This is a genomic window from Novosphingobium sp. BL-S-19 (assembly GCF_055521675.1).
On the sequence record NZ_CM145498.1, the window covers coordinates 476,764 to 501,074 of the forward strand.

23 protein-coding genes and 1 pseudogene are annotated in these 24,311 nt (G+C 66.4%); 17 read left to right on the forward strand and 7 right to left on the reverse strand.

The window, feature by feature from the left end:
- Nucleotides 1–10 precede the first annotated feature (10 nt).
- From ACZ1JV_RS10580 to flgB, 3 genes are read right to left on the reverse strand one after another with little or no spacing between them, the layout of a single operon-like run.
- Complete coding sequence (locus ACZ1JV_RS10580) at nucleotides 11–349, reverse strand: flagellar hook assembly protein FlgD (RefSeq protein ID WP_465151529.1); 339 nt, start codon at nucleotides 347–349, stop codon at nucleotides 11–13.
- Nucleotides 346–771 (reverse strand): flagellar basal body rod protein FlgC, encoded by a 426-nt coding sequence (gene flgC / locus ACZ1JV_RS10585; RefSeq protein ID WP_465136412.1) that lies wholly within the window; start codon nucleotides 769–771, stop codon nucleotides 346–348. The genes ACZ1JV_RS10580 and flgC overlap by 4 nt, the downstream gene beginning before the upstream one ends.
- 2 nt (nucleotides 772–773) lie before the next feature.
- A complete protein-coding gene (flgB, locus tag ACZ1JV_RS10590; RefSeq protein WP_465151530.1) occupies nucleotides 774–1,121 on the reverse strand; it encodes a flagellar basal body rod protein FlgB in 348 nt (115 codons plus the stop codon).
- 205 nt (nucleotides 1,122–1,326) lie between these two features.
- Between flgB and ACZ1JV_RS10595 the strand changes: the two genes are divergently transcribed.
- The 8 genes and pseudogenes from ACZ1JV_RS10595 to ACZ1JV_RS10630 all read left to right on the forward strand — a co-directional run bounded on the left by ACZ1JV_RS10595 (nucleotide 1,327) and on the right by ACZ1JV_RS10630 (nucleotide 7,843).
- A complete protein-coding gene (locus ACZ1JV_RS10595; protein WP_465151531.1) occupies nucleotides 1,327–2,091 on the forward strand; it encodes a MotA/TolQ/ExbB proton channel family protein in 765 nt (254 codons plus the stop codon).
- Nucleotides 2,088–2,639 (forward strand): hypothetical protein, encoded by a 552-nt coding sequence (locus ACZ1JV_RS10600; RefSeq protein ID WP_465151532.1) that lies wholly within the window; start codon nucleotides 2,088–2,090, stop codon nucleotides 2,637–2,639. Before ACZ1JV_RS10595 ends, ACZ1JV_RS10600 begins: the two co-directional genes overlap by 4 nt.
- Nucleotides 2,636–3,133 (forward strand): flagella basal body P-ring formation protein FlgA, encoded by a 498-nt coding sequence (locus ACZ1JV_RS10605; RefSeq protein WP_465151533.1) that lies wholly within the window; start codon nucleotides 2,636–2,638, stop codon nucleotides 3,131–3,133. Before ACZ1JV_RS10600 ends, ACZ1JV_RS10605 begins: the two co-directional genes overlap by 4 nt.
- Before the next feature lie 153 nt (nucleotides 3,134–3,286).
- Nucleotides 3,287–3,601 carry a flagellar biosynthesis anti-sigma factor FlgM gene (locus ACZ1JV_RS10610; RefSeq protein ID WP_465151534.1) on the forward strand — a complete coding sequence of 105 codons (315 nt, stop codon included), beginning with the start codon at nucleotides 3,287–3,289 and terminating at the stop codon, nucleotides 3,599–3,601.
- Nucleotides 3,598–3,951: a flagellar protein FlgN gene (locus ACZ1JV_RS10615; protein WP_465136406.1), complete on the forward strand. Its 354-nt coding sequence runs from the start codon at nucleotides 3,598–3,600 to the stop codon at nucleotides 3,949–3,951. The genes ACZ1JV_RS10610 and ACZ1JV_RS10615 overlap by 4 nt, the downstream gene beginning before the upstream one ends.
- Before the next feature lie 96 nt (nucleotides 3,952–4,047).
- On the forward strand, nucleotides 4,048–4,941 hold the full coding sequence (locus tag ACZ1JV_RS10620; RefSeq protein ID WP_465151535.1) for a lytic transglycosylase domain-containing protein: 894 nt from the start codon (nucleotides 4,048–4,050) through the stop codon (nucleotides 4,939–4,941).
- Between the two features lie 77 nt (nucleotides 4,942–5,018).
- Nucleotides 5,019–7,091: pseudogene (locus ACZ1JV_RS10625) on the forward strand (flagellar biosynthesis protein FlhA).
- Nucleotides 7,088–7,843, forward strand: coding sequence for a sigma-70 family RNA polymerase sigma factor (locus ACZ1JV_RS10630; protein ID WP_465151536.1), 756 nt, complete (start codon nucleotides 7,088–7,090; stop codon nucleotides 7,841–7,843). The pseudogene ACZ1JV_RS10625 and the gene ACZ1JV_RS10630 overlap by 4 nt, the downstream one beginning before the upstream one ends.
- Before the next feature lie 314 nt (nucleotides 7,844–8,157).
- Here the strand turns inward: ACZ1JV_RS10630 and ACZ1JV_RS10635 are convergent, their stop codons facing one another.
- From ACZ1JV_RS10635 to ACZ1JV_RS10645, 3 genes are all read right to left on the reverse strand, one after another.
- A complete protein-coding gene (locus tag ACZ1JV_RS10635; protein WP_465151537.1) occupies nucleotides 8,158–9,024 on the reverse strand; it encodes an SMP-30/gluconolactonase/LRE family protein in 867 nt (288 codons plus the stop codon).
- 177 nt (nucleotides 9,025–9,201) lie between these two features.
- Complete coding sequence (locus tag ACZ1JV_RS10640; RefSeq protein WP_465151538.1) at nucleotides 9,202–10,998, reverse strand: IlvD/Edd family dehydratase; 1,797 nt, start codon at nucleotides 10,996–10,998, stop codon at nucleotides 9,202–9,204.
- Nucleotides 10,999–11,018: 20 nt separating this feature from the next.
- On the reverse strand, nucleotides 11,019–12,125 hold the full coding sequence (locus ACZ1JV_RS10645) for an aldose epimerase family protein (RefSeq protein WP_465151539.1): 1,107 nt from the start codon (nucleotides 12,123–12,125) through the stop codon (nucleotides 11,019–11,021).
- Between the two features lie 228 nt (nucleotides 12,126–12,353).
- On the opposite strand from ACZ1JV_RS10645, the gene ACZ1JV_RS10650 reads away from it, so the two are divergent.
- On the forward strand, nucleotides 12,354–13,766 hold the full coding sequence (locus ACZ1JV_RS10650; RefSeq protein WP_465152543.1) for a sugar MFS transporter: 1,413 nt from the start codon (nucleotides 12,354–12,356) through the stop codon (nucleotides 13,764–13,766).
- 362 nt (nucleotides 13,767–14,128) lie between these two features.
- Here the strand turns inward: ACZ1JV_RS10650 and ACZ1JV_RS10655 are convergent, their stop codons facing one another.
- Complete coding sequence (locus ACZ1JV_RS10655; RefSeq protein WP_465151540.1) at nucleotides 14,129–14,878, reverse strand: FadR/GntR family transcriptional regulator; 750 nt, start codon at nucleotides 14,876–14,878, stop codon at nucleotides 14,129–14,131.
- Nucleotides 14,879–15,008: 130 nt separating this feature from the next.
- On the opposite strand from ACZ1JV_RS10655, the gene ACZ1JV_RS10660 reads away from it, so the two are divergent.
- The 8 genes from ACZ1JV_RS10660 (at nucleotide 15,009) to ACZ1JV_RS10695 (ending at nucleotide 24,204) form a co-directional block, all read left to right on the forward strand.
- On the forward strand, nucleotides 15,009–16,535 hold the full coding sequence (locus ACZ1JV_RS10660; RefSeq protein WP_465151541.1) for an aldehyde dehydrogenase (NADP(+)): 1,527 nt from the start codon (nucleotides 15,009–15,011) through the stop codon (nucleotides 16,533–16,535).
- An 80-nt stretch (nucleotides 16,536–16,615) separates the two neighbouring features.
- On the forward strand, nucleotides 16,616–17,620 hold the full coding sequence (gene araD1, locus ACZ1JV_RS10665) for an AraD1 family protein (protein ID WP_465151542.1): 1,005 nt from the start codon (nucleotides 16,616–16,618) through the stop codon (nucleotides 17,618–17,620).
- Nucleotides 17,621–17,623: 3 nt separating this feature from the next.
- Complete coding sequence (locus tag ACZ1JV_RS10670) at nucleotides 17,624–18,550, forward strand: Gfo/Idh/MocA family protein (RefSeq protein WP_465151543.1); 927 nt, start codon at nucleotides 17,624–17,626, stop codon at nucleotides 18,548–18,550.
- A gap of 22 nt (nucleotides 18,551–18,572) precedes the next feature.
- The gene (locus ACZ1JV_RS10675) at nucleotides 18,573–20,138 is read left to right on the forward strand and encodes an alpha-N-arabinofuranosidase (protein ID WP_465151544.1); all 1,566 of its coding nucleotides are present in this window, start codon (nucleotides 18,573–18,575) and stop codon (nucleotides 20,136–20,138) included.
- Nucleotides 20,135–21,019 carry a 2-dehydro-3-deoxygalactonokinase gene (locus ACZ1JV_RS10680; protein ID WP_465151545.1) on the forward strand — a complete coding sequence of 295 codons (885 nt, stop codon included), beginning with the start codon at nucleotides 20,135–20,137 and terminating at the stop codon, nucleotides 21,017–21,019. The genes ACZ1JV_RS10675 and ACZ1JV_RS10680 overlap by 4 nt, the downstream gene beginning before the upstream one ends.
- On the forward strand, nucleotides 21,016–21,648 hold the full coding sequence (locus tag ACZ1JV_RS10685) for a 2-dehydro-3-deoxy-6-phosphogalactonate aldolase (RefSeq protein ID WP_465136394.1): 633 nt from the start codon (nucleotides 21,016–21,018) through the stop codon (nucleotides 21,646–21,648). Before ACZ1JV_RS10680 ends, ACZ1JV_RS10685 begins: the two co-directional genes overlap by 4 nt.
- A 2-nt stretch (nucleotides 21,649–21,650) precedes the next feature.
- Nucleotides 21,651–22,667: an arabinan endo-1,5-alpha-L-arabinosidase gene (locus ACZ1JV_RS10690; RefSeq protein WP_465151546.1), complete on the forward strand. Its 1,017-nt coding sequence runs from the start codon at nucleotides 21,651–21,653 to the stop codon at nucleotides 22,665–22,667.
- Nucleotides 22,668–22,761: 94 nt separating this feature from the next.
- Nucleotides 22,762–24,204, forward strand: coding sequence for a glycoside hydrolase family 43 protein (locus ACZ1JV_RS10695; RefSeq protein WP_465151547.1), 1,443 nt, complete (start codon nucleotides 22,762–22,764; stop codon nucleotides 24,202–24,204).
- Nucleotides 24,205–24,311 lie beyond the last annotated feature (107 nt).

The window sequence follows — 24,311 nt, forward strand, 5'->3', positions numbered from 1 at the left end:
GAAAGTGGGGTCAGTTCGTGGCGGCGCCGGCGTCGGACGTGCCCGTCACGGCGCTGACCAGATCGGCGATCGAGTTCTGCGTGGCGGTCTGCGTGGACACGAGCGTATCCAGTTTGGAAGAGATCGTGCTCAGCGTGTCCGACATCGTCGTCGTCGCCGCGAGCGAGGAGAACTGCGCCATCTGGGCCAGCATCTCGGTCTGATCCATCGGGTTGAACGGGTCCTGCTGCTGCATCTGCGTGAGCATCAGTTTCAGGAAATCGCCCTGATCGAGGTCGGCGAGCGAGGTCTTCGCAGGCGTCGTGGCGGCCGAGGTGCTGCTGGTGTTGTTGACGTTGCTGACGGTCATTTCATCCTCACGGTATCGAGCATGAGCTGCTTGGCGGTCGAAAGGGCCTCGACCAGGTTCTGGTACTGCCGGGAGGCTTCGAGCATCTCGACCATCTCGGCATTCTCATCGACGGGGGCTACCCAGACGTCGCCATTGGCATCGGCCAGCGGGTGGCTGGGATCGTGCTGCCGCACGGCGGCCGCCTGTTCGCGCTGCACGCCTTCGATATCGACCGAGGCAAGGCCGCTCTGGCGGTCCAGATCGGTGGCGAAGACCGGGCGGATCGGCTTGTAGGTGCCATCCTCGCTGCCCGCGACCGAACCGGCGTTGGCCAGGTTCGATGCCGCCGCGTTCATCCGCACCAGCTGCGCGGACATGGCGCGCTGGGCGAGGGAGAACATCGTCATCGGCTGCCCGTTGTTCGTGGTGCTGCCGGCCATCGTCATTCGCCCTTCAGCGCGCGCGTGACGGAGTTGACCCGGGCGCTGATGAACTGGAGCGTGGCGGAATAGCCCACCGCGTTTTCGGAGAAGGCGACCTGCTCGTTCTGCATCTCCACCGTGTTGCCATCGAGAGAGGGCATGACGGGGACGCGGTACTGGGTCGCATCGTCGGCGGCGCTATCGACATTGCCGCCGCGCTCCGCGGATTTGAGCGCGGCGGTGAAATCGATGTCCTTCGCCTTGTATCCGGGCGTGGCGGCATTGGCGATGTTCGAGGCGATCAGGCCCATCCGCCGTGAGCGAAGCTCCAGCGCCTCGGCATGAATCCCGAACAGGTCCTGCGACATTTCTTGTGGCTCCGGTTGAAAGGGGCGTCGTTCCCGGATCGGTAGCAAGGGGTGTGCCAGTTGCCGTTTGGCGGGAATGCGGCGGGTGGCGGCGCGCCAGGCCATGGGGCAGGCGGCAATCGCTTGCCGGAAAGCGGCAAATCGCGGCCTCCGGCTGAAAGCCTGCGAAAAACGCCGTTCTTGTCCGCAAAAGGAGAAGGACCGCGTGATCGATCCGCGAACCCTGTTGGACGGCACCAGTGCCGTCATTGTCGTCGGCGGCACCGTGCTGGGGACGGTGCTGCGCTGCGGGCTTGCCGATACCCGGCTGGCCGGCGCCGGGCTGCGCGAACTGGCGCGGGCCCGTTTTCGCGCGGCCCGCGCGAAGACTGCGCTGGCCGTGCACATTCAGGAAATGCAGCGCGACGGGGTGATCCGCGCGCAGCCGTTCCGTTCGGGCGATCCCGAATTCGATGAGGCGACCAGCCTGTTCATCGCCAGCCGATCGCTGGACGCGCTGAACATCGCCCATGCCGCGCACAAGCAGCGACGCGGCGATCTGACCGGGCGCGCGGTGCGCACGCTGCATCAGGCGGCGGACCTGTCGCCGGTGTTCGGCCTGGCCGGTACGCTGATCTCTCTGGCGCAGATGCCGGGCGGGGATGCGGCGATGGACGATTTCACCCGCGTGATCTCGCTGGCGGTGCTGACCACGCTTTACGGGCTGCTGCTGGGCAATCTGGTCTTCGCCCCGCTCGCCCGCATGGTGGCGCGCCGCGCGAGCGAGGAGGAGGGCGAGCGGGAGAAAGTGCTGGACTGGCTGAAGGGGCAGGTGGTCGATGCCCTGCCGTCCGAACTGAAGCCGCGGCGCATGGCGATCCCGCGCGAAGACGAGCAGGCAGTGCCCGAGAACCCCGAACCCGCCCGAACCGATCCGGCCGATGCGGTCCTTGATGAAAGCGAGGACTGGGGCCGGGGAGGCAATTGGTGAGCGCGCGCACGGCCGTCAGCTGGCAGACTTCGCTGGCGGACCTGTCGCTGATCCTGTTCATGATCACCGCCGCCGCCGTGACGCATCGCCCGCCGCCCAAGCGCCAGGCTGACAAGCCGCCGGCCGCCCACTCGCCTGCTGCTCAACCGCCTGCCGCTCAACCGCCTGCAGGCCCATCGGACCGGGGGCAGGCGCTGGCCGTCTACATCGCCGCGCCCGGGGCGCCGCCGTTGGCGCGCTGGCTCAGCCAGCAGCCGCGCGACCCCCGCCAGCAACTGACCATCACCGTCGCCTATGCCCCCGGCATGGAAGCGCGGGCGCTGGAGATGGCGGCAGGAATGCTGCGGGAGGCGCAGGCCGGGGCATCCGATTTCGGCGGAGCACGGATCGTCGTCGAACCCGGCGCCGGGCCGCCGCGCGCGGAACTGGCGTTCGATGCGCCTTCCATGCCGCTCCTGCTGCCGCCCGCTCCGGCTGCGGCGGAGGGTATGGCACGAAGTTTGCGTCCGTCCGGGCAGGCTTCAACCCATGGACCCGTGCCGCAATGATCCCTGCCCTGCTTATCCTCAGCGCCTCCGCCTCCAGCCCCTTCGCCGATCTCGACGCGATCGACCGGCAGGTTGCCGCCTTCACCGGTGCGCCCGTGGGCGAGATCGGCGGGGCCTTGACCCCGGTCGACCGCAGGCTGCGATTGTCCCCATGCCGCAGCGGACTGGCGCTTTCCTGGCGCGGGAACGGGCAGGACAGCGTGGTCGTCCAATGCGGCGATCCCGGCGGCTGGCGGCTGTTCGTGCCGGTGCGCCGTCCGGCCGCCGTGGCCCAGGCCCCGGCAGAGCAGGTGGTGAAGCGCGGCGATGCGGTGGCCATCTCGGTCGCCGGGGACGGTTTCACGGTGACGCAGCCCGGCATGGCACTGGAAGGCGGGGCGGAGGGGGACTGGATTCGTGTGCGGCCGCTCTCCGGCGCGGGCACCGCCAACCGCACGCAGGAACTGCGCGCGCAGATCGTCAGCCCCGGCACGGTGTCCGTTCCGCTGCCTTAACCGTTCTTTGCCGCTGATTTTGCGGGAATCCTTAGGCGATCCGGCGGAATCCCGAACAGAATTGCGCGGCGATCCTTAAACCTTTCCGCGCCGCACCGTTCTGAAGGGCAAGAGTTAGGCCCGATGGCCGGAATTTAAGGAAGGAGCGGCGTTATGCCACCTATCGAAGTGGGAGCGACCAGCGCGGTCAGTGCACGGCTTGCCCGCACGGCAGGCGGTGAAACCCTGTCCGGCGCCAATGGCGTTACCGTCAGCGCGGAATCGAGCGAGGCGCGGTCCACCGCGGCCACTGCCAGCACTTCCGTCGAAGCCTCCTCGGCGCTCGATCCGGGCCAGATCCCGGTCGACAGCGACCGCGTGGCGCTGATCCGCAAGGCGGTGGAGAACGGCACGTACCCGGTGATCCCGACCCAGATCGCCGATGCCATCATCGCAGCGGGAATGCTGCTGAGGAGCCCCGAGGCATGACGCAATCGAACGCCGCGAACGGGGAGGAAAGCCTGCGCGAGGTCCTGCGGCAAATGCTTGCCGTTCTGGAAGGAGAGCGGCAGGCGCTTGCCGGTCTCGATCTCGACGCGATCGTCGGCGCCACGCAGGCGAAGGATCGCCTTTGCGGCGCGCTGGAAGACGCGACGATCGATGATCTGGACGAGGAATGCCGCGGCATGGTCGAAACGGCCAAGCGGCTGAACGAGGTAAACCGTCAGGTTCGCAACATCATCGCGGCCAATGTGGCCAAGCGGCTGGACGTGCTGACCGGCAGTTCGCGGCTCTACCGGGCCGGTGCGAACTACGCCCTCGCGGCTGGACGGCGCTAAAGGCAGATCCTTCCAGCTTTCGGCCAACTGCGGCCTCCCTTCTGGCACGGGTCTTGCTCAACAACTCCCGAAACGATCCTGATCGGGAGCGAAGCGTTGAGCGAAGGACAAGTTGCGGGCGCCGGCGGCGCGGGCGCGACAAATACCGCAGCAAGGGTGCAGGGCGCCATCGCCCGCGCCGCGCAGGCCACGGGGGTGGATTTCCGCTACCTGCTGGCGCAGGCCAAGCTTGAATCGAGCCTGGACCCCACGGCGCGCGCCTCCACTTCCAGCGCCACCGGCCTTTTCCAGTTCACCGACGGAACCTGGCTGCAGACGCTGGGCCGCCACGCGGCGGATCACGGCATGGCTTGGGTCCAGCAGGCGATTGCCGGCGGGCAGATGACCGACCCCGGCATGCGCGCGCAAGTCATGGGCTTGCGCTACGATGCCGATGCCTCGGCCATGATGGCCGCCGAACTCGCCAGCGACAACAAGGCCGGCCTCACCGCGCAACTGGGGCGGGAGCCGGACGCGTCCGAGCTTTATCTGGCCCATTTTCTGGGGATGGGCGGCGCCGGCCAGTTCCTTTCCGCGCTCTCTGCCGACCCGACGCAGAGCGCGGCTTCCGTCCTGCCGCGCGCGGCGGCGGCCAATCCCACGATCTTCTACGGCAATGGCGGCGCGCGCAGCCTTGGCGACGTGATGACGCTGATGCGGAGCAAGGTCGAAACGGCGATGGGCACCGGTGATGGATTGCCCTCCATCGACATGCTGGCCGCATCCGCCAGCCCGCGTATCGCCTATGAGGCCGTGTCCCGGCAGCCCGATCTGCCGATGGGCCCGGTCGCACGCGAATTTCACCGCAATGCCGCAGATGCCCCGCAACCCGCTGCCGCGAGTGGCGGCACCATGGCGGAAGCGCTGCAAAGCATGCTCAACGCCACCGGCACCGCCGCGCCCGCCCATGTGCGCGCGGCCTATGCCCGTCTCGCGGGGCTGGGCCTGTGAACCGGGACTTGTTGAGCCGCTTCGGCAATCCGGCAGCGGCAGCACTGCCGGCAGGCATCCTGACATTGATCGTGCTGATGATCGTGCCGGTGCCGGCCTTCGTGCTGGACATATCCTTCGTGCTGAACATCGCGCTGTCGCTGGCCGTGCTGATGGCGGCGATGAACGCGCAGCGGCCGCTGGATTTCTCCTCCTTCCCCTCGGTCCTGCTGTTCGCGACGCTGCTGCGGCTGGCGCTGAACGTCGCCTCCACCCGCGTGGTGCTGGTCCACGGGCACGAGGGTGAGGAAGCCGCCGGCAAAGTGATCGAAAGCTTCGGCAAGTTCCTGATCGGCGGCAATTTCGCCGTCGGCATCTTCGTCTTCCTGATCCTGATCATCATCAACCTTGTGGTGGTGACCAAGGGCGCGGGCCGCGTTTCGGAAGTGTCCGCGCGGTTCACGCTGGATGCCTTGCCGGGCAAGTAGATGGCCATCGACGCCGACCTGGCCGCAGGACTGCTCACCGCCGATCAGGCGCGAGCCCGCCGCCGCGAAGTGGCGACGGAGGCCGATTTCTACGGATCGATGGACGGTTCTTCCAAATTCGTGAAGGGCGATGCCATTGCCGCGCTGTTGATCCTGGGCGTGAACATCGTCGCGGGCTTCTGCCTTGGCATGATCAGCCACGGGCTTTCGGCGGGCGAGGCGGCGCAGACTTACATCACCCTCGCCATTGGTGACGCGCTGGTGGCGCAAGTGCCCGCGCTGCTGCTGTCCATCGCCGCCGCCGTGATCGTTACCCGTGTCGCGGACGACCGGCAGGGGGAGGGGCGCGATCTTGCCGCCCAGATCGGCGGCCAGTTCGCGTCCCCGGCGACATGGCTGCCGGTGGGCGTGGTGCTGGCGGCGATCGGCATGATCCCGGCCATGCCGCAGACGGTGTTCCTGCCGGCGGCAGCGCTGGCGCTGTGGATCTGGCACACGATGCGCAAGCGGCAGATGCTCGCAGCCGAGCCTGTGGTGGAAGCGCCGCCCGCCGCCGATCCCTCACGCATCGATCTGGAGGATGTCTCCGACCACACGCTGGTCACCATCGAACTGGGCTATGGCCTTGTGCAACTGGTGGACGAGCGGCGCGGATCGCCGCTGGTCAGCCGCGTTACCGGCGTGCGCAAGCAGCTGAGTCAGGCGTTCGGTTTCATCATCCCGCAGTTCCGCGTGCGCGACGCGCTGGACATGCCGCCACACGAATACCGCGTCATGCTGGGCGGCGTGAATCTGGGCGGCGCGGTGATCCGCGCCGACCGCGTGCTGGCCATCGATGCGGGTGAGGCGCGGGCGAACCACACCCTGCGCGGGGAGGCGACGCGCGATCCCAGCTTCGGTTGCCCGGCGCTGTGGATCGATCCCGCCTCGCGCGATCATGCCATCGCCGAAGGATTCCTGACCGTGGACGCCGGCACGGTGATCGCCACGCACCTGAACCAGTTGCTGGCCGAACGCCCGCAAGACCTGCTGGGGCCGGATGAAGTGAAGGCGCTGGTCGATGCGCTGAAGGTCCATTCGGCCGGACTGGTGGAGACGGTGCATCCGCAGCCGCTTTCGCTTGCCGCGCTTACCCGGCTGCTGCGGGCCTTGCTGGAAGACGGCATTCCCATCGCGCACCCGCTGCCGATCTTTGCCAGCCTTGGCCGCGCCTTGCAGCAGACGGTGGAGCACGACCGGCTGGTCGATCTGCTCCGCGCCGATCTGGGGGCGCTGATCGTCGGCCGCGTGTGCCCGCCCAGCGAGCGGTTGCCGGTGCTGACGCTCGACGCCGGGCTCGAATCCGCGATCATTCAGGGGATGCAGGATCCGACCACCGGCCAGCCGGTGATCGAACCCGACCTTGCCCGCATGATCGGCGAACGCATCGCCGCGCTGATCGCCGAACGGGGGAGCGACGCGACGCCGCTGGCGCTGGTGGTCCAGCCGCGCGCGCGGCGGGCGCTGGCGGCGCTGCTGCGGCTGCGCGCGCCGGGTTGTCTGGTGCTTTCCATCGCCGAACTGCCGCCGACCCAGCCGATCGAGGTGATCGACGTCGTCGGCGCACCAGTCCCCGAGCGGGGCATGGCGGGCCTGCCGCACCCCGATTCCGACAACGACCAAGCCGAAAGCATGGCTGCATGAAACAGGATCAGAAAGGATTCGCCGTTCTGGGCGCCTATGGCAGCCGTGTTGCCGGGGCCTATCAGGGCGACGTTGCCGACCGCGTGCGGCGCTTCCTGCCGATGGTGCGGCGGTTGGCCTGGCATGTCCACGGCTCCGGCCGGCCGGGGATCGAGGTGGAGGATCTCATCCAGGCGGGCCTCGTCGCGCTCACCGAATGCGCACAGAAGCATCAGGGGCCGGGCGAGGATGGCTTTGCCGCCTATGCCAAGATGCGCGTGCGCGGGGCGATGGTGGACCTGATCCGCCGCACCGTGCCGATGTCGCGCGGGGCCAACGAGCGACGGCGGCAACTGGCCGAGAAGGAACGGGACTTGCGCGGCGCATTGGGCCGCGAGCCGCACGCCCACGAACTGGCGGAGGCGATGGGGATCGATGAGGCGGAACTGGCGGGCCTGCGCGATTCCAGTCAGCCGTTGCGGTTCGATTCGATCGATGAGACCTATTCGGACCAGAACATGGCCTTCGCGGACGACCGGCCGGACAGTCTGGAACTGCTGGCGGACGAGGAGCTGCGCGGCGCGGTGGTCGAGGCGATTTCGCAGCTGCCGGAGCGGTTGATGCTGGTGGTGCAGCTTTACTTCGTGGAGGAGCTGAATCTGGCCGAGATCGCGGGGGTGCTGCAAGTCTCGATCCCGCGTGTGCACCAGTTGAAGGCGCAGGCCTTGGGCAAGTTGCGCGAGAGTCTGGAGGGCGTGGCGGAGGTTTTGTGAGGGGGGAGGGGGCGTGGATGCCACCCCCTCTTTCGTCATTGCGAGCGTAGCGAAGCAATCCAGGGGCGGTTGGCGCTGCTCTGGATTGCTTCGCTACGCTCGCAATGACGATGGGTGGGTTCAGGAGGCCGTTGATGGAGTTGAAGCGCTCCAACCGCACACCTCACTCGTCGCCCCCGCGAAGGCGGGGGCCCCGCTTGTTCTTCTATGCCGTAAGAAGGAAGCGGGGTCCCCGCCTTCGCGGGGACGACGGCGTGTTTTGGGTTAGATAGGTTTGTGTAGCAGTAAGCGGTGACGGCAGGACCGTCGCCACCTTACCCGAGGTACACGCCTGCCGGATTGCCGGTCACGCCCGATTCCACTTCGAACAGCGCACCGTCGAATTCCGATTCCGGCAGGCCCTTGGAGGCCGAAGTCACGAACATGCGGTCGAGATTCTCACCGGCGAAGGCGATGTTGGTGATCCGCTTGGCGGGCAGTTCGATCGAACGCTCGCGCGTGCCGTCGGGGGCGAAGCGGGTGATCTTGCCGCCGTCCCAGTGGGCGACCCAAAGGAAGCCCTCTGCATCGGTGGTCATGCCGTCCGGATAGCCGTCCTCTTCGGAGAAGCGGATGAATTCCTCGCGGTCATGCGCGCTGTCCGGCGCGCCGTTCGCGTCGAGCTTGAAGCGGTAGATCGTCCGCAGCGCCGAATCGGTGTGGTAGAGCCACTGGCCGCAGGGCGAGAAAGCCGGGCCGTTGGGCACGACATAGCCGGAATCGATGACCTGCCAGTCGCCTTCGGGAGAGAGGCGGTAAAGTGTGCCGATCGCGTTCTCTTCGGCCATTTCCAGCGTGCCGCACCAGATCGCGCCGTGGCGGTCCGCCTTGCCGTCGTTCATGCGGTTACCCGGCAGGTGGGGTTCGGGATCGTTGCGCTCGGAGATCGTCAGCGGGTCCAGCGTGATCTGCGCGACACCGTCCTGAAAGCCGCCGATAAGCCCGCCTTCCGCGCGCGGGGCGACCCAGCCGAGGCGGGCCGGCATGTCCCAGCGGGTGACGGTGCCATCGGTGAGGCTCAAGCGGTTGAGTGCGGGGGCAAGGATGTCCACCCAGTAGAACGCGTTGTCACGCGCGGACCACAGTGCGCCTTCGCCCAGCGTGTCGCGGACGTCGCGATCGATCTTGCGCCAGAGTGTCATCCCAAGTCTCCCTAATCGTCGGTTCGCTGATCTGGATACGGTTCCGGCCCACTCTTCCACCAGCCCCCTGCCTTGTGCAGACTCGGTGGCAGGACCAGTGGGAGAGTGGGCCGGGACCCGCCCGGAACAAGTCCCGGGCAATTTTGTGCGATAGCGGGGCCGAAGCCCCGTTATCGCTTAGTGGTTGTCGCGCGGAAGGCCCTTGGTCTGGGCGATGCGCTGGTACTTTTCGGCGCCTTCGAGGATCGCGCCGGTGTCCATCTGGCCGACGACGGCGCGCTGGATTTCCTGCCACGGGGTCTGCGAAGCCGGGTAGGCATAGCCGCCCTTGGCTTCCAGAGCAGCACGGCGTTCGGCCAGCACTTCGTCGGAAACGAGCACGTTCACGACGCCCTTCTTCAGGTCCATGCGCACGCGGTCGCCGGTTTCCAGCAGGGCCAGACCGCCCATCGCCGCCGCTTCTGGGCTGGCGTTGAGGATCGAGGGGCTGCCCGACGTGCCGGACTGGCGGCCGTCACCGATGCACGGAAGCGCGGTGACGCCTTCGGTGATCAGATAGGCCGGCGGACGCATGTTGACGACTTCCGCCGCACCCGGATAGCCGATCGGGCCGGCGCCGCGCATGAACAGCAGCGTGTCGGGCGTGATGCCGGTGGCCGGATCGTCGATGCGGTGGTGATAGTCCTCGGGACCGTCGAACACCACGGCCGGGCCTTCGAAGGCTTCGAGGTCATCCGGGTTCGACAGGTAGCGGTCGCGGAACTCCTTGGAGATCACGCTGGTCTTCATGATCGCGGCGTCGAACAGGTTGCCCGACAGGACCAGGAAGCCCGCTTCCTCGACCAGCGGCTGGTCGAAAGTCTTGATGACGCGCTCGTCCTCGATCGTGGCATCGCGGCAGTTGTCGCCCATGGTCTGGCCATTGACGGTCATCGCGCCCTCATGGATCAGGCCCTGCTTGATCAGCTGCGCGACCACGGCCGGCACGCCGCCGGCGCGGTAGTAGTCTTCGCCCAGGTATTCACCGGCAGGCTGCAGGTTCACCAGCAGCGGGATCTTGTGGCCGATGCGCTCCCAGTCCTTCAGCGGCAGATCGACGCCGATGTGGCGGGCGATCGCGGCAAGGTGGATCGGGGCGTTGGTCGAACCGCCGATGGCGGCGTTGACGGCGATGGCGTTGTGGAACGCTTCCAGCGTCAGGATGTCCGAGGGCTTCAGATCCTCGTGCACCATGTCGACGATGCGCTTGCCGGTGCGCCATGCGCATTCCTGGCGGTCACGATAAGGCGCGGGGATCGCGGCCGAACCGGGCAGCATCATGCCAAGCGCTTCGGCGAGCGAGTTCATCGTCGTCGCCGTGCCCATGGTGTTGCAGTAGCCGGTCGAGGGGGCCGAGGAAGCGACGAGCTTGATGAAGCCCTCGTCGTCGATCTCGCCCGCCGCCAGCATCTGGCGGCCCTTCCACACGATCGTGCCCGAGCCGGTACGCTCGCCCTTGTGCCAGCCGTTGAGCATCGGGCCGACCGACAGGGCGATCGCCGGGATGTTCACGGTGGCGGCCGCCATCAGCAGCGCCGGGGTGGTCTTGTCGCAACCGGTGGTCAGCACCACGCCGTCAAGCGGGTAGCCGTAGATCGCTTCGACGAGGCCGAGATAGGCCAGGTTGCGGTCAAGGCCGGCGGTCGGGCGCTTGCCGGTTTCCTGGATCGGGTGGACCGGGAATTCGATGGCGATGCCGCCGGCTTCGCGGATGCCTTCGCGGATACGCTCGGCCAGCACCAGGTGGTGGCGGTTGCAGGGCGACAGGTCGCTGCCGGTCTGGGCGATACCGATGATCGGCTTGCCCGAGCGAAGCTCTTCCAGGCTGAGGCCGAAGTTCAGGTACCGCTCCAGATAGAGCGAGGTCATGTCGATGTTTTCGGGATTATCGAACCAGGCGCGCGAGCGCAGCTTGGGGGGCGTCTTTTCGGTCATGGGGCGTTCGTTTCGTTCTGTCAGCGCGAAGAGGTGGTAACGCGGTAGATCATGACATGCTTGTAGGGCTTGCCGGGATCGACGCGGGTGGACGGGAAATTCGCGTGGTTCGGCGAATCCGGGAACTTCTGCGGTTCCAGTGCGATGCCGTCGCCCATGCGATAGAGGTGGCCGTTCTTGCCGATGAAAGTGCCATCGAGGAAGTTACCGGCATAGAACTGCACGCCGGGTTCGGTCGTCAGCAGTTCGAGTACGCGACCCGAAACGGGATCTTCAAGACGGGCGGCGAGTTCCGGCGTCTTGGTCACGCCCTTGTCGAGCGCGAAGTTGTGATCGTAGCCGCGGCCCATGACGATCTGCTCGTCCTTGCCGTCGCGGATGCGTTCGCCGACGACGGTGGCCTTGCGGAAATCGAATGCGGTGCCGGTCACGTCACGCAGTTCGCCGGTCGGGATCAGCTTGTCGTTCACCGGGGTGTAGTGGCTTGCCGGGATCGTCAGCAGGTCCTGGATCGCGTCGCGCGGGCTGCCTTCACCGGCCATGTTGAAGATGGCGTGGTTGGTCATGTTGATGACCGTGGGCTTGTCCGTGGTCGCTTCGAAGACGATCTGCAGGTTGCCCTTCTCGTCCAGCGAGTAGGTCACCTTGGTCTTCACCGTGCCGGGATAGCCCGAATCGCCATCGGGGCTGACGAGCGTGAAGACGGCCGTGGCGACGGGACCGGACTTGATCGATTCGACCTTCCAGTTCTGCACGTCCCAGCCCTTGCCGCCGCCATGCAGCGACTGGCCGTGATCGTTCTGGGGCAGCTGGTAGGTCTTGCCGTCCAGGCTGAACTGGCCATTGGCGATGCGGTTGCCATAGCGGCCGATGGTGGCGCCCCAGTAGTTCGGGCGCTTTTCGTAGCTGGCGATATCGTCATAGCCCAGCAGCACGTCGGCCACCTTGCCATCGCGGTCGGGCGCGTTCAGCTTCCAGAGCGTGGCGCCGAAGCTGAGGATCGTGGCGGAAACGCCGTTGGCGGCCTTCAACGTCACGGCGGTGACGGCGCTGCCGTTGGAAAGCGTGCCGGCAGGGGTCTGCGAAGCATCGGCGGCGAAAGCCGTGCTCGGTACGAGGGCCGGCATTACGCAGGCAAGAGAAAGCGCAGAAGAAGTCACAAATGCCTTGCGCAGAATCCCCATTCCCTTAGCTCCCATTCTGATTTCTGTGTGCGTTCGAATCTGATGTGAATGGTCGCCGCCAGCCGCGAGAAGCCATTGACGGAGACGTTCAGCGCATATAGTCCGACAAATAGAAAGAGCGCAAGCTGGTTTGCCACAAGCACCCGGCAGTTCTGTTATGAGAGGATAGACATGCCCCCAGTGGTATCATCGGCAGATGCCCCCGTGGCCCATGCGCCGCAGGCCGGCGTTCGCTACGGCCCAGCGCTTGCGCTGCTCGCCAGCCTTTTCTTCATGTGGGGCTTCATCACCGTCATCAACAACACGCTGCTGCCGCACCTGCGCGCCGTGTTCTCGCTGACCTATTTTCAGACCACGTTGATCGAATCGGTCTTTTTTATTGCTTATTTCTTCGCCTCGATCCCTTCGGCCAAGTTGATCGAGAAGATCGGCTATCAAAAGTCGCTGGTTACCGGCCTGCTCATTATGGCTTGCGGCGCTGTCGGCATGATGCTGGCGGCTTCGATCCCGTCCTACGGTGTGACGCTGATCATGCTGTTCGTCATCGCCAGCGGCATCACGCTGCTTCAGGTTGCGGCGAATCCCTATGTTGCCGTCGTCGGCAAGCCTGAGACTGCCTCGTCGCGCCTCAATCTGGTGCAGGCGATGAACTCGGCGGGCACGATGCTCGCTCCGATATTTGGCGCTTACCTGATCCTCGGCCGCTCCAAGAGTGGCACGGTTGCCGCTGGCACTGTACTCAGCGAGGCTGACCGCCTTGCCGACGCCCATTCGGTGATCTTGCCTTACGGTCTCGTCGCGGTGGTGTTGGTGGTGCTCGCTGTGGTGATTGGAAAGTTCCCGCTTCCTGCGATGAATGCGGCTTCGCCCACGGCTGCTGGAAAGCGGACCCACATTATCAATCCGGAGCTTTTCAAGCACCGTAACCTGGTGTTCGGCATTGTCGCGATCTTTATCTATCTGATCGCGGAAATCGGTGTCGCCAACCTCTTCGTGAACTTCACGACCCAGCCCGGCATCGGCAACAACACCGTGATGTGGTGGATCGTAAACGCGTTCAACGGGGTTATTGGCATCTTCGGCGTCAGCCCGTTTGCACTGCCCAGCCTTGACGTGTTCACGCCGCAGGATGCCGGTAACCACCTGACGTTCCTGTGGGGCGGCATGATGGTGGGCCGCTTCGTGGGGTCTGCACTGATGCAGAAGTTTGATGCAGGCAAGGTTCTTGCGGTGTTCTCTGTCGGCGCCTTCACGGTTATGGCGATCACCGTCTTGGCCCATGGACCTGTGGCCATGTGGTCGCTAATCCTCGTCGGCCTGTTCCACTCGATCATGTTCCCGACCATCTTCACGCTCGGCATCAAGGGCCTCGGCCCGCTCACCGAGGAAGCGTCCGGCTTGCTCGTCATGGCGATTGCCGGCGGGGCGCTGGTCTTCGTCCAGGGGCTGCTCGCCGATGCCTTCGGCCTGCAAGCCTCGTTCATTCTGACCGCGGTCTGCGAAATCTACATCCTCTTCTACGCCCTCTGGGGTAGCAAGACGACGCATGCGGAGCCGGATCTGGTGCCGGCTGCGGCGGAGTGACGCTGCGCTGCAAGCGATAATGAAAAGGCCCCGGCGAGCGATCGCCGGGGCCTTTTTCTATGGTGAGTCTGCCTCGTCATTGCGAGCGCAGCGAAGTAATCTAGGGGCCGGTTTGCGCCGCTCTGGATTGCGTCGCTGCGCTCGCAATGACGAGGGGTGGCATTGGGGCGAGTGAAGCTTCCGTCCTCAAACTCCGTCGCCCCCGCGAAGGCGGGGGCCCCGCTGCCTTTCTCCACGCCTGAAGAAAAGCGGGATCCCCGCCTTCGCGGGGATGACGGATATTGAGTTGCGAGCGGCGGAGCTCTGCTGGTTGGCGTGGTTTTGGTCGTAATAGATGGATTGGTCTTGGACAGAGGGAGCAATCACCCCCCGTCCGGCTGCCCCATCGCGCTGCGGGTATCCTCAAGCGCCAGATCGACCAGCACGTTCATTGCCTCTGCCGCGCCCGCCGCATCGCCCGCCGCGATGGCGTCGTAGACGCGCACGTGGTCGGGGATCGGGTTGCGGGGCAGGGCGCGGGCGCGCTGCTTGAACTGGGTGGTCCAGTTCACCGCCGCCCCGATCGAGGCGCTGAGCACCAGAAGGGCGTCGTTGCGTGTCGCCTGCAGAATCGCGTTGTGGAAGTCGCGATCCGCCGCGCGGCCGGCCTCGGTGGTGAGAGTGTGCCGGCGCATCGCGGCCAGCGCGTCCTTCATCGTCTTGAGGTCGTTCTTGTCGCGGCGTTGCGCGGCAAGGCGGGCAGCGGCGGGTTCGACGATGGCGCGCAGTTCGAACAGGCTGCGCACGAATTCGATGTCCGGCTCCCCCGCGAAGGCCCAGCCGAGCACTTCGGGGTCGAGCAGGTTCCACCGGTCTCGGGGCAACACGCGCGTTCCGGCCTTGGGGCGACTTGCCACCAGACCCTTCGCGGTGAGCACCTGAATGGCTTCCCGATAGGCGCTGCGCGAGACTTGCAACTCCTCGGCGAAGGCAACTTCACCAGAAAGAATGTCCCCGGGCGCATATTTGCCGGACAAGATTGCCGTTCCCAGTTTATGGGCGATTGCACCGTGCAGGCGGCGGCCCGGACCCCGGGCCTCGTCGGCCGGCCTTGCACTTTCTTCATCGTTCACGAAATTGGCTTCTGACACTGTTATTGGCACCTCCCGCAGGGAACGTAACAGCCCTTCTCACATGAAGGAACGACAAACATTGCGTTTCTGATGCGCTGGGAATATGTCGGAGTAAATAGGGAGACCCCAAATGACCGAATTCCGTTCCATCGTGGCCGCAACCGGTGAGCCCCAGGGCGAACCGCTGGCCGTGAACGGCACCGCCGATGTCGCTGCCGCCTGCGCCGCAGCCGCCGCGGCCTTCGATACCTACCGTGCGACCGACCGTGAAACCCGCGCTTCGTTCCTGGAGCGAATCGCTGACGAGATCCTCGCCATCGGTGAACCGCTGATCGAGGCCTACATGGCCGAGAGCGGCCTGCCGCGTGCGCGCGGTGAGGGCGAGCGTGGCCGCACCATGGGCCAGCTGCGCATGTTCGCCGATGTCGTCCGCAAGGGCCAGTGGCAGCAGCTGCGCATCGATCCTGCTATGCCGGACCGCGCTCCGCTGCCCCGTCCCGATCTGCGCCTGCGCATGATTCCGGTCGGCCCGGTCGCCGTGTTCGGCGCATCGAACTTCCCGCTCGCCTTCTCGACCGCCGGTGGTGACACCGCTTCGGCGCTCGCCGCCGGTTGCCCGGTCGTGGTCAAGGGCCACCCGGCCCACCCGATCACCGGCAGCCTGATTGCCGCCGCGATCACCAAGGCAGTCAAGGACGCCGGCCTTCCCGAAGGCGTGTTCCAGCACCTCGTCGGCCCGTCGAACGAACTCGGCGCCGCGCTGGTTCAGGATCCGCGCATCGCCGCTGTCGGCTTCACCGGCTCGCGCGGTGGCGGTCTCGCCCTCGCCAAGCTGGCCGCGGCCCGCGAAGTGCCGATCCCGGTCTATGCCGAAATGTCGAGCATCAACCCGGTCCTGCTGCTTCCCGAAGCGCTGAAGGCGCGCGGCGAAGCGCTTGGCACCGCGTTCGTCGGTTCGCTGACGATGGGCGCCGGCCAGTTCTGCACCAACCCCGGCCTGATCCTGGCCGTCGAAGGTGAAGGCCTGGACGCATTCGTTGCTGCCGCCACCGGCGGTGTTTCGGAAGCCAAGCCGCAGACCATGCTGACCACCGGCATCGCCGCCGCTTATGCCAAGGGCGTGGAAGCGCTTGAAGGCAACGCGGGCGTCGAGACCATCGCCAAGGGCGAAGAAGGCAGCAAGACCACCGGCGGTGCGATCCTGTTCCAGACCACGGCGGCACAGTTCCTGGCGGACAAGGCCATCGGCCACGAAGTGTTCGGCGCTGCGTCGATCGTCGTGCGCTGCAAGGACGAAGCCGAACTCGCCGGCCTGCTCGAAGGCCTGGAAGGCCAGCTGACCGCCACCCTGCACATGGACGCTGCCGACGAAGCCGCCGCTTCGCGCCTGCTGCCGGTGCTGGAGCGCAAGGTCGGCCGTATCCTCGTCAACGGTTGGCCCACCGGCGTCGAAGTGTGCCACGCGATGGTGCACGGCGGCCCGTTCCCCTCGACCACCGATCCGCGCACCACGTCGGTCGGCAGCATGGCGATCGACCGCTTCCTGCGTCCGGTCAGCTACCAGAACTTCGCTCAGGGCCTGCTTCCGGCAGAACTGCGCGACGCAGCCTACGGTGACGGCGCCCCCCGCCTGATCGACGGCACGCTTACCCTCTAATCAGTCCAACCCAACCGCCGCGGCGCGCTCCCCCAAGAAGGCGCGCCGCGGATCGGGCTAAGACGCCCCGGGAGAGATCCATGACCTACCTTCGCCTGCTCCAGCATCGCGCGCCCGACGGCGTGCGCTCCGTCATCCTTGCCGAGGGCGATGCCGCCCACTTCCTTCAGGGCGTCACCACCACCCGCGAACTCGCGCAGCGCGCCATTGCAGATGGTGTGACGCTGGCCGAGGCGGCCAAGGCTTGCGCTGCGGGCGAAGCGGTCGATATCGCTGCCGAATTCGCGGCCGGCACCCTGCTGGCCCCGATCGAACACGACGATTCGGCTCACCTGCTGATGACCGGCACCGGCCTTACGCACCTCGGTTCGGCCGAAGGCCGCAACAAGATGCACGCCGCCGCCGCCTCGGGTGAGCACGTCACCGATTCCATGCGCATGTTCCTTGAAGGTCTGGAAGGCGGCAAGCCCGCTGCCGGCACCGAAGGCCAGCAGCCGGAATGGTTCTACAAGGGCGACGGCCAGCTGCTCGTCGGCCCCGGCGAAGCGCTGACCATGCCTTCGTTCGCCAAGGACGGCGGCGAAGAGCCTGAACTCGCCGGCATCTACCTCGTCGGCGATGACGGCACCGTGTACCGCCTCGGCCTCGCGCTCGCCAACGAGTTCTCGGACCACGTTACCGAGCGTCACAACTACCTCTGGCTCGCCCACTCGAAGCTGCGTCAGGCCGCGCTTGGCCCGGAACTGCTGCTCGGCACCCCGCCGGAGAAGATCGAAGGCACCAGCAAGATCGTCCGCAATGGCGAAACGATCTGGGAAAAGCCCTTCCTCTCGGGCGAGGCGAACATGTCGCACACGTTCGCCAATCTTGAGCATCACCACTTCAAGTACGACCTGTTCCGCCGCGCCGGTGACGTGCATGTCCACTTCTTCGGCACCGCCACGCTCTCGTTCAGCGACGGCGTGACCACGCAGGAAGGCGACGTGTTCGAGATTTCGGCCGCGCCGTTCACCCTGCCGGTCGCCAACCCGCTGGCCCGTGCTGCCGCCCCGGCCGCGCCGACCATGACCGTGAAGGCGCTCTGAGCCATGGATCCGATCCGCATTGCCATCGTTGGCGTGGGCAAGATCGCCCGCGACCAGCACATCCCCGCGATCGAGGGCAACCCGAACTTCAGCCTGGGTGCCACGGTCAGCCCGCATCATCGCGGCCCTGAAGGCATCCCGCACTTCAGCAGCCTGGAAGACCTGATCGAGAACGGCCCGGCGATCGACGCGGTGGCGCTCTGCACCCCGCCGCAGGTCCGTTACGATCTGGCCGCGCTGGCGCTGTCGAAGGGCATGCACGTGTTCCTCGAAAAGCCGCCGGGCGCCACGCTGTCCGAAGTGGCCGCGCTGGAAAACCGCGCCGAGAAGGTAGGCGCGACGCTGTTCGCCTCGTGGCACTCGCGCTACGCCGCGGGCGTTGCCCCGGCCCGCGCCTGGCTGGCCGAGCGCACCATCCTCAGCGCCAAGATCATCTGGCGCGAGGACGTGCGCGTCTGGCATCCGGGTCAGGACTGGATCTGGGAGCCGGGCGGCCTTGGCGTGTTCGATCCGGGCATCAATGCCCTCTCGATCGCCACCCACATCATGCCGCGCCCGTTCTTCCTGAAGGAAGCGACGCTCAGCCTGCCCGCGAACCGCGCCGCGCCGATCGCCGCGGATATCGAGTTCCGCGATACCGCCGGGGCCGAAATCCACATGGACCTCGACTGGCGCCAGACCGGCCCGCAATCGTGGGACATCGTCGTGGAGACCGACGCCGGCACGCTGAAGCTGGCCAATGGCGGCGCCGTGCTCACCCTGCCCACCGGCACCGAGCACAATGAGGACATGGAATATCCGGGCCTCTACGCGCGCTTCGCCAACCTGATCCGTGGCGGCCGCAGCGATGTGGACATCGCGCCGCTGCGCCTGGTTGCCGACGCATTCCTGCGCGGCAAGCGCGACCTCGTCGAAGAATTCCACGACTGATATCCCAGGGAGGGGACTGAAAATGTTGAAGGCGCTTCGCCTGACCACTGCTGCCGTCCTGTTGAGCGCCACCGCGCTCGCAGGCGCGGCTCAGGCCGACACCAACGGCCAGCCGACCACCGCGACGATCGAAGCCGACAAGCCCGGCCCGGTCTACCACAAGGAAGTGTTCACCCAGTTCGCCGAGCACCTTGGCACCGGGATCTACGGCGGCCTGTGGGTCGGCAAGAACAGCAAGATTCCGAACACCAACGGTTTCCGCAACGACGTCGTCACGGCGCTGCGCGAATTGCAGGTGCCGGTGATCCGCTGGCCCGGCGGCTGCTTTGCCGACGAATACCACTGGCGTGAAGGCGTGGGCGCGCCGAACAAGCGCCCGGTCAAGGTCAACACCCACTGGGGCGGCGTGACCGAGCCCAACGCGGTGGGCACCCACGAATTCTTCGAACTGCTGCGCCAGGTGGGCGCGGAAGCCTATATCGCCGGCAACGTCGGCAACGGCACTCCGCGCGAAATGGCCGAATGGGTCGAATACATGACCGCGCCCGCCGGCTCGCTGGCCGACGAACGCGCAAGCAACGGCCACAAGGAACCGTGGAAGGTCGCCTACTTCGGCGTCGGCAACGAGCTGTGGGGCTGCGGTGGCAACATGCGCCCCGAATTCGCCGCCGACGAGACGCGCCGCTATGCGACGTTCGTGAAGGCCCCGGCCGGCACCAAGATCCTCAAGGTCGCCTCCGGCGCCAATGTCGACGACTACAACTGGACCGAGACGATGATGCGCGTTGCCGGCGGCAACGTCGATGGCCTCTCGCTCCACTATTACACGCTGCCCGAAGGCGGCTGGCCGCCCAAGGCCGATCCGGTGAATTTCGATGAGCGCGGCTGGGCCGATACGCTCAACGAAGCGCGCAAGATGGACGAGCTGATCACCAAGCACTCGGCGATCATGGACAAGTACGATCCGGCGAAGAAGGTCTTCCTCGCGGTCGACGAATGGGGCGCCTGGTACGCCCAGGATCCGGGCACGCACGTAGGCTTCCTGCGCCAGCAGAACACCCTGCGCGATGCGCTGATCGCCTCCGTCCACCTCGATATCTTCGCCAAGCATGCGGACCGCGTGCGCATGACCGCCATCGCCCAGATGGTGAACGTGCTGCAGGCGATGATCCTGACTGACGGCAGCAAGATGGTGCTGACGCCGACCTACTGGGTCTTCGACATGTACAAGCCGTGGCAGGATGCGACGGTGCTGCCGATCCAGATCAAGTCGCCGTGGTATGCGAAGGACGAATTCACGATGCCGGCCGTCAGCGGCTCGGCGGTGAAGGGCAAGGACGGCAAGATCCATGTCGGCCTGTCGAACCTCGATCCGAATCAGCCCAACACCGTGACGATCAAGCTCGACGGCGTTTCGGCAGGCGCCGTCACCGGCAAGATCCTGACGGCACCGGCGATCAATTCGCACAACACGTTCGACGCACCCAGCGTGGTGAAGCCGGAGGCGTTCTCGGGCGCGACCGTGCAGGGCGGCAATCTTGTCGTCACCCTGCCGGCCAAGTCGGTCGTGGTGCTCGAACTGCAATGAGCGTGAAGCACGTTCTCGGCGACTGGGGCACCACCCGCCTGCGGCTGTTCCGCATGGATGGTGCTGATGTTGACGCCCGGCTCGATGGGCCGGGCGCGCTCGACGGCAATGCCGAGGACGCGCTGGCCGAAAGGCTGGACGTGTGGAAGGCGGAAGGCGCGCTGTCCGAGGTCGTGCTGTGCGGCATGGCCGGCGCTCCGGGTGCGCTCGTCGCGGCAGGCTATGCGGCCTGCCCGGCGGATGCGGCCCAGTGGCTCTCCTCGCGCACCCGGCTCGAAGTGACCGGCATCCCGGTCTCGGTGCTGCCGGGGCTGAGCTGCAAGGATTCCGAGGGCGCGCCCGAAGTGATGCGGGGCGAGGAGGCGCAGGTCTTCGGCGCCCTCGCGCTTCATCCCGAACTCGCCGTGGGCGAACATCTGATCGCGCTGCCGGGCACCCACTGCAAGTGGGTCTCGGTGGTGAACGGCACCATCGTCGGTTTCCGCACCCACCCGACCGGCGAACTCTTCGCGCTGCTGGCCGGCCAATCGACGCTGACCGGGCCGGATACGCCGGGGCAGGGCACATTCGACGATGGCTTCGCGCGCGGCGTTGAGCGCTGCGAGGAACCGCTGACCGGCGCGCTGTTCGAAGCCCGCGCCGCGCGTATGCTCGATGGACGCTCGAAAGACTGGTCGCGCGGTTATATCTCCGGTCTGCTGATCGGCGGCGAAGTTGCCGCGCAAGTGCCGACCGGCATTACGGTGGTGCTGATCGGCGATCAGGCGCTTGTGGCGCTTTATGATCGCGCGCTGGCTGCCCGTGGCTGCACCTCGCGCAAGATCGATGGCGATGCGGCGGTCCTCGCCGGGCTCGCCATCGCGAAAGGACAGAAGGCATGAAGATCGAAGACGTTCTGGCCGCAGGCCATGCGCCCGTTGTGGCGATCCTGCGCGGCATCCAGACCCATGAAGCGGTCGCCATCGGCGAAGCGCTGGTAGAAGCCGGCGTGCGCATCATCGAAGTGCCGTTCAACTCGCCCGATCCGGCCGGCTCGATCGGCGCCATGGTGCAGGCGCTGGGCGACCGCGCGGCCATCGGCGGCGGCACCGTGATCGGCACCGATCTGGCCGAAACGCTGGCCGGCGTCGGCGGCACTTTCATGGTTTCGCCCAATGTCGATCCGGCGGTCATCAAGCGTTCGATCGAACTCGGCATGGACGTCCTGCCCGGTTTCCTGACCCCGACCGAGGCTTTCGCCGCCGTGGCGGCAGGTGCCAGCGACCTGAAGCTGTTCCCAGGCTCGGTGCTGGGCAGCAGCTACATCAAGGCGATCCGCGAAGTGCTGCCCAAGCACAGCCGCGTCTGGGCGGTGGGCGGCGTGGGCGCTGCCAATGTCGCGGAATACCGCGCGGCGGGCGTTTATGGCATCGGCGTGGGCGGCAGCCTCTACAAGCCCGGCTTCGATGCCGCGACGGTCGGCGCCAAGGCGGCCGAACTGATCGCCGCATGGAACGCGGCCGGGGGCTGAGCATGATCCGCAAGTTCTCGTTCCTGCTCGGTCTTGCTGCTTTGGGGCTGACCGGTAGTGTCGGCGCCCAACAAACCGATGGCGCCCCGACGCTCAATTCGCAGATGTCCGGCGACCTCGTGGTCCACGATCCGGTCATCATCCGCGAGGGCGACACCTACTACGTCTTCTCGACCGTGGGCCGCTATGTGGGCATCAAGACCTCGAAGGACCTTAAGGCCTGGAAGGACGCGGGCTCCGTCTTTGCCGAGATTCCGGCATGGGCGAAGCAGGCGGTGCCCGGCACCGAAGGCATCTGGGCGCCGGACATCTCGTATGTGAACGGCGAATACCGGCTCTACTACTCGGTTTCGACCTTCGGCTCGAACCGATCGGCCATCGGCCTTGCGACCAGCAAGACGCTCGATCCCAAGGCCAAGGGGTATGGCTGGAAGGATCAGGGTCTTGTCGTCATGTCCACGCATGACGATGACTTCAACGCCATCGATCCGAACTTTGTACAGGACGATCAGGGCCGCCAGTGGCTCAGCCTCGGCAGCTTCTGGAGCGGGATCAAGCTGTTCCCGCTCGATCCGAAGACCGGCAAGGTCGCGCCGGGCACCGAACCCTATTCGATCGCCCGCCGTCCGGCTCCCGCCGGCGGTCCGGCCCCGATCGAGGCGCCGTTCATCATCCCGCATGGCGGATGGTACTACCTGATCGCGTCCTACGACTATTGCTGCAAGGGCGTGAACAGCACCTATTACACCGTCGTTTCGCGATCGAAGAAGATCACCGGCCCCTACAAGGGCAAAGACGGCAGCGACATGATGCAGGGCGGCGGCACGATCCTGCTGCGCGCCGATCTGGAGGAGAAGCAGCGCTTCCGCGGCCCCGGCCACGCCGGCGCCTTCACCGACAAGGACGGCACGACCTACCTGGCCTACCACGCCTACGACAAGACTGCCGAAGGCCGCCCGACGCTGCGCATCGCGCCGATCGTCTGGGGCGCCGATGGCTGGCCCGTGGCGCAATACTGAGACCCACCAGCTGACACCCCGGCTTTCGGGCCGGGGTGTCCTTTTCCCCGGAGCGATCCGGAACACCCCCAACGAAAACTCTGGAGAGGACACCATGAACTTTTCCATGTCACGCCGGGCCTTTGCCGCTTCGGCGGCGCTGCTGCCTATCGCCTGTTCGAAGGCGGGCAAGACGGCCGGCGATGCCACTTCCGAAGCCGCCGATCAGGCCGCTGCCCCCGTTCCGGTGAACCCGCTGGTCAAGAACCGCGCCGACGCGCAGGTGTTCCGCCACGACGACGGTTACTACTACATGACCGGCTCGGTGCCGGAGTATGACCGCCTCGTGCTGCGCCGTTCGAAGACCGTCGCCGGCCTCTCCACCGCCGAGGAACGCGTGCTATGGCGCCATGAGAAGACCGGCCCGATGTCCGGCTTCCTCTGGGCGCCCGAACTGCACCTGATCGACAACCGCTGGACCATGTACTTCGCGGCCGGCCCCAGCGGCGGCGGCGAAGACGTATTCCGCATCCGCACTTATGCCGTGGTCTGCGACGGGCCCGATCCGATGACCGGCAAGTGGAGCGTGCTGGGCGAATTCAAGGCGCCGTGGGACAGCTTCAACCTCGATTCCACCAGCTTCGTCCATCGCGGCCAGCGCTACTTCGCCTGGGCCCAGCGCGAGCCGGGCATCGAGACCAATTCCAACCTCTACATCGCGCCGATGAAGGACGCGCTGACCCTCTCCGCCCCGCCGACGCGCCTTTCGGTGCCGACGCTGGACTGGGAAATCCGCGGCTACAAGGTCAACGAAGCACCGGCCGTGATCGAAAACGCCGGTAAGCTGTTCATGACTTACTCGGCCAGCGCCACCGATGCGCGCTATTGCCTGGGCATGCTGTCGATCGATGCCGAGGGCGACCTGATGGACGCCAAGGCCTGGACCAAGTCGCCGCAGCCGGTCTTCGTGACCAACCGCGAAACCTCGGTCTACGGCCCCGGCCACAACAGCTTCACCGTCGATGAAAAGGGCCGCCCGCTGCTGGTCTACCACGGCCGCGATTACGAGAAGATCGAAGGCGATCCGCTGTTCAACCCGGACCGCCACACCCGCGTCCAGCGCCTCTATTTCGACGACAAGGGCGTGCCGGACTTCGGCGTGCCGGTGGGCAATGGCCCGCTGCCGGAACGCTTCATCTCGGTCGCCCGCCCGGGCACCTACATGGCGCATGAAGGTACCAAGACCACCGGCGCCAAGGTGCCGCTGCCGCAGACGCAGTTCCGCTCGCTGGACGCGGGCGACGGCACGGTGATGCTCTCGCCGATCCTGCTGCGCGACCAGTGCCTTGTCCCGCAGGCCGACGGCACCGTCGCCATCGCCCCGATCAAGGCGACCGGCGCGCAGCCCGGCGGCGAGAAGTTCCGCCGCACCGATGCCGGCGGCGGCGCGGTGCGATTCGTTTCGGCAAGCGACGCCGGCAAGTCGCTGACCGGCACGCCGGAAGGCCTGCGCCTCGCCGCCGGCCAGGACGCCGCCAGCGCCTGGAAGGCTGACTAATCAGATAAAAGTCAGACAATCTCCGCTGCATGAAGCAACCTTGGGGCGACATGTAGCGGAGATCTGCGGCCATTGTGCCACACTCGTTTCAGCTTTTTTGCAACGCG

Bases quoted from the DNA above. Each gene is read 5' to 3' on its own strand.
- ACZ1JV_RS10580 (WP_465151529.1), bottom strand. From the start codon at position 349: ATGACCGTCAGCAACGTCAACAACACCAGCAGCACCTCGGCCGCCACG.
- flgC (WP_465136412.1), bottom strand. From the start codon at position 771: ATGGCCGGCAGCACCACGAACAACGGGCAGCCGATGACGATGTTCTCC.
- flgB (WP_465151530.1), bottom strand. From the start codon at position 1,121: ATGTCGCAGGACCTGTTCGGGATTCATGCCGAGGCGCTGGAGCTTCGC.
- ACZ1JV_RS10605 (WP_465151533.1), top strand. From the start codon at position 2,636: ATGATCCCTGCCCTGCTTATCCTCAGCGCCTCCGCCTCCAGCCCCTTC.
- ACZ1JV_RS10610 (WP_465151534.1), top strand. From the start codon at position 3,287: ATGCCACCTATCGAAGTGGGAGCGACCAGCGCGGTCAGTGCACGGCTT.
- ACZ1JV_RS10615 (WP_465136406.1), top strand. From the start codon at position 3,598: ATGACGCAATCGAACGCCGCGAACGGGGAGGAAAGCCTGCGCGAGGTC.
- ACZ1JV_RS10630 (WP_465151536.1), top strand. From the start codon at position 7,088: ATGAAACAGGATCAGAAAGGATTCGCCGTTCTGGGCGCCTATGGCAGC.
- ACZ1JV_RS10635 (WP_465151537.1), bottom strand. From the start codon at position 9,024: ATGACACTCTGGCGCAAGATCGATCGCGACGTCCGCGACACGCTGGGC.
- ACZ1JV_RS10640 (WP_465151538.1), bottom strand. From the start codon at position 10,998: ATGACCGAAAAGACGCCCCCCAAGCTGCGCTCGCGCGCCTGGTTCGAT.
- ACZ1JV_RS10645 (WP_465151539.1), bottom strand. From the start codon at position 12,125: ATGCCGGCCCTCGTACCGAGCACGGCTTTCGCCGCCGATGCTTCGCAG.
- ACZ1JV_RS10650 (WP_465152543.1), top strand. From the start codon at position 12,354: ATGCCCCCAGTGGTATCATCGGCAGATGCCCCCGTGGCCCATGCGCCG.
- ACZ1JV_RS10660 (WP_465151541.1), top strand. From the start codon at position 15,009: ATGACCGAATTCCGTTCCATCGTGGCCGCAACCGGTGAGCCCCAGGGC.
- araD1 (WP_465151542.1), top strand. From the start codon at position 16,616: ATGACCTACCTTCGCCTGCTCCAGCATCGCGCGCCCGACGGCGTGCGC.
- ACZ1JV_RS10670 (WP_465151543.1), top strand. From the start codon at position 17,624: ATGGATCCGATCCGCATTGCCATCGTTGGCGTGGGCAAGATCGCCCGC.
- ACZ1JV_RS10675 (WP_465151544.1), top strand. From the start codon at position 18,573: ATGTTGAAGGCGCTTCGCCTGACCACTGCTGCCGTCCTGTTGAGCGCC.
- ACZ1JV_RS10680 (WP_465151545.1), top strand. From the start codon at position 20,135: ATGAGCGTGAAGCACGTTCTCGGCGACTGGGGCACCACCCGCCTGCGG.
- ACZ1JV_RS10685 (WP_465136394.1), top strand. From the start codon at position 21,016: ATGAAGATCGAAGACGTTCTGGCCGCAGGCCATGCGCCCGTTGTGGCG.
- ACZ1JV_RS10690 (WP_465151546.1), top strand. From the start codon at position 21,651: ATGATCCGCAAGTTCTCGTTCCTGCTCGGTCTTGCTGCTTTGGGGCTG.
- ACZ1JV_RS10695 (WP_465151547.1), top strand. From the start codon at position 22,762: ATGAACTTTTCCATGTCACGCCGGGCCTTTGCCGCTTCGGCGGCGCTG.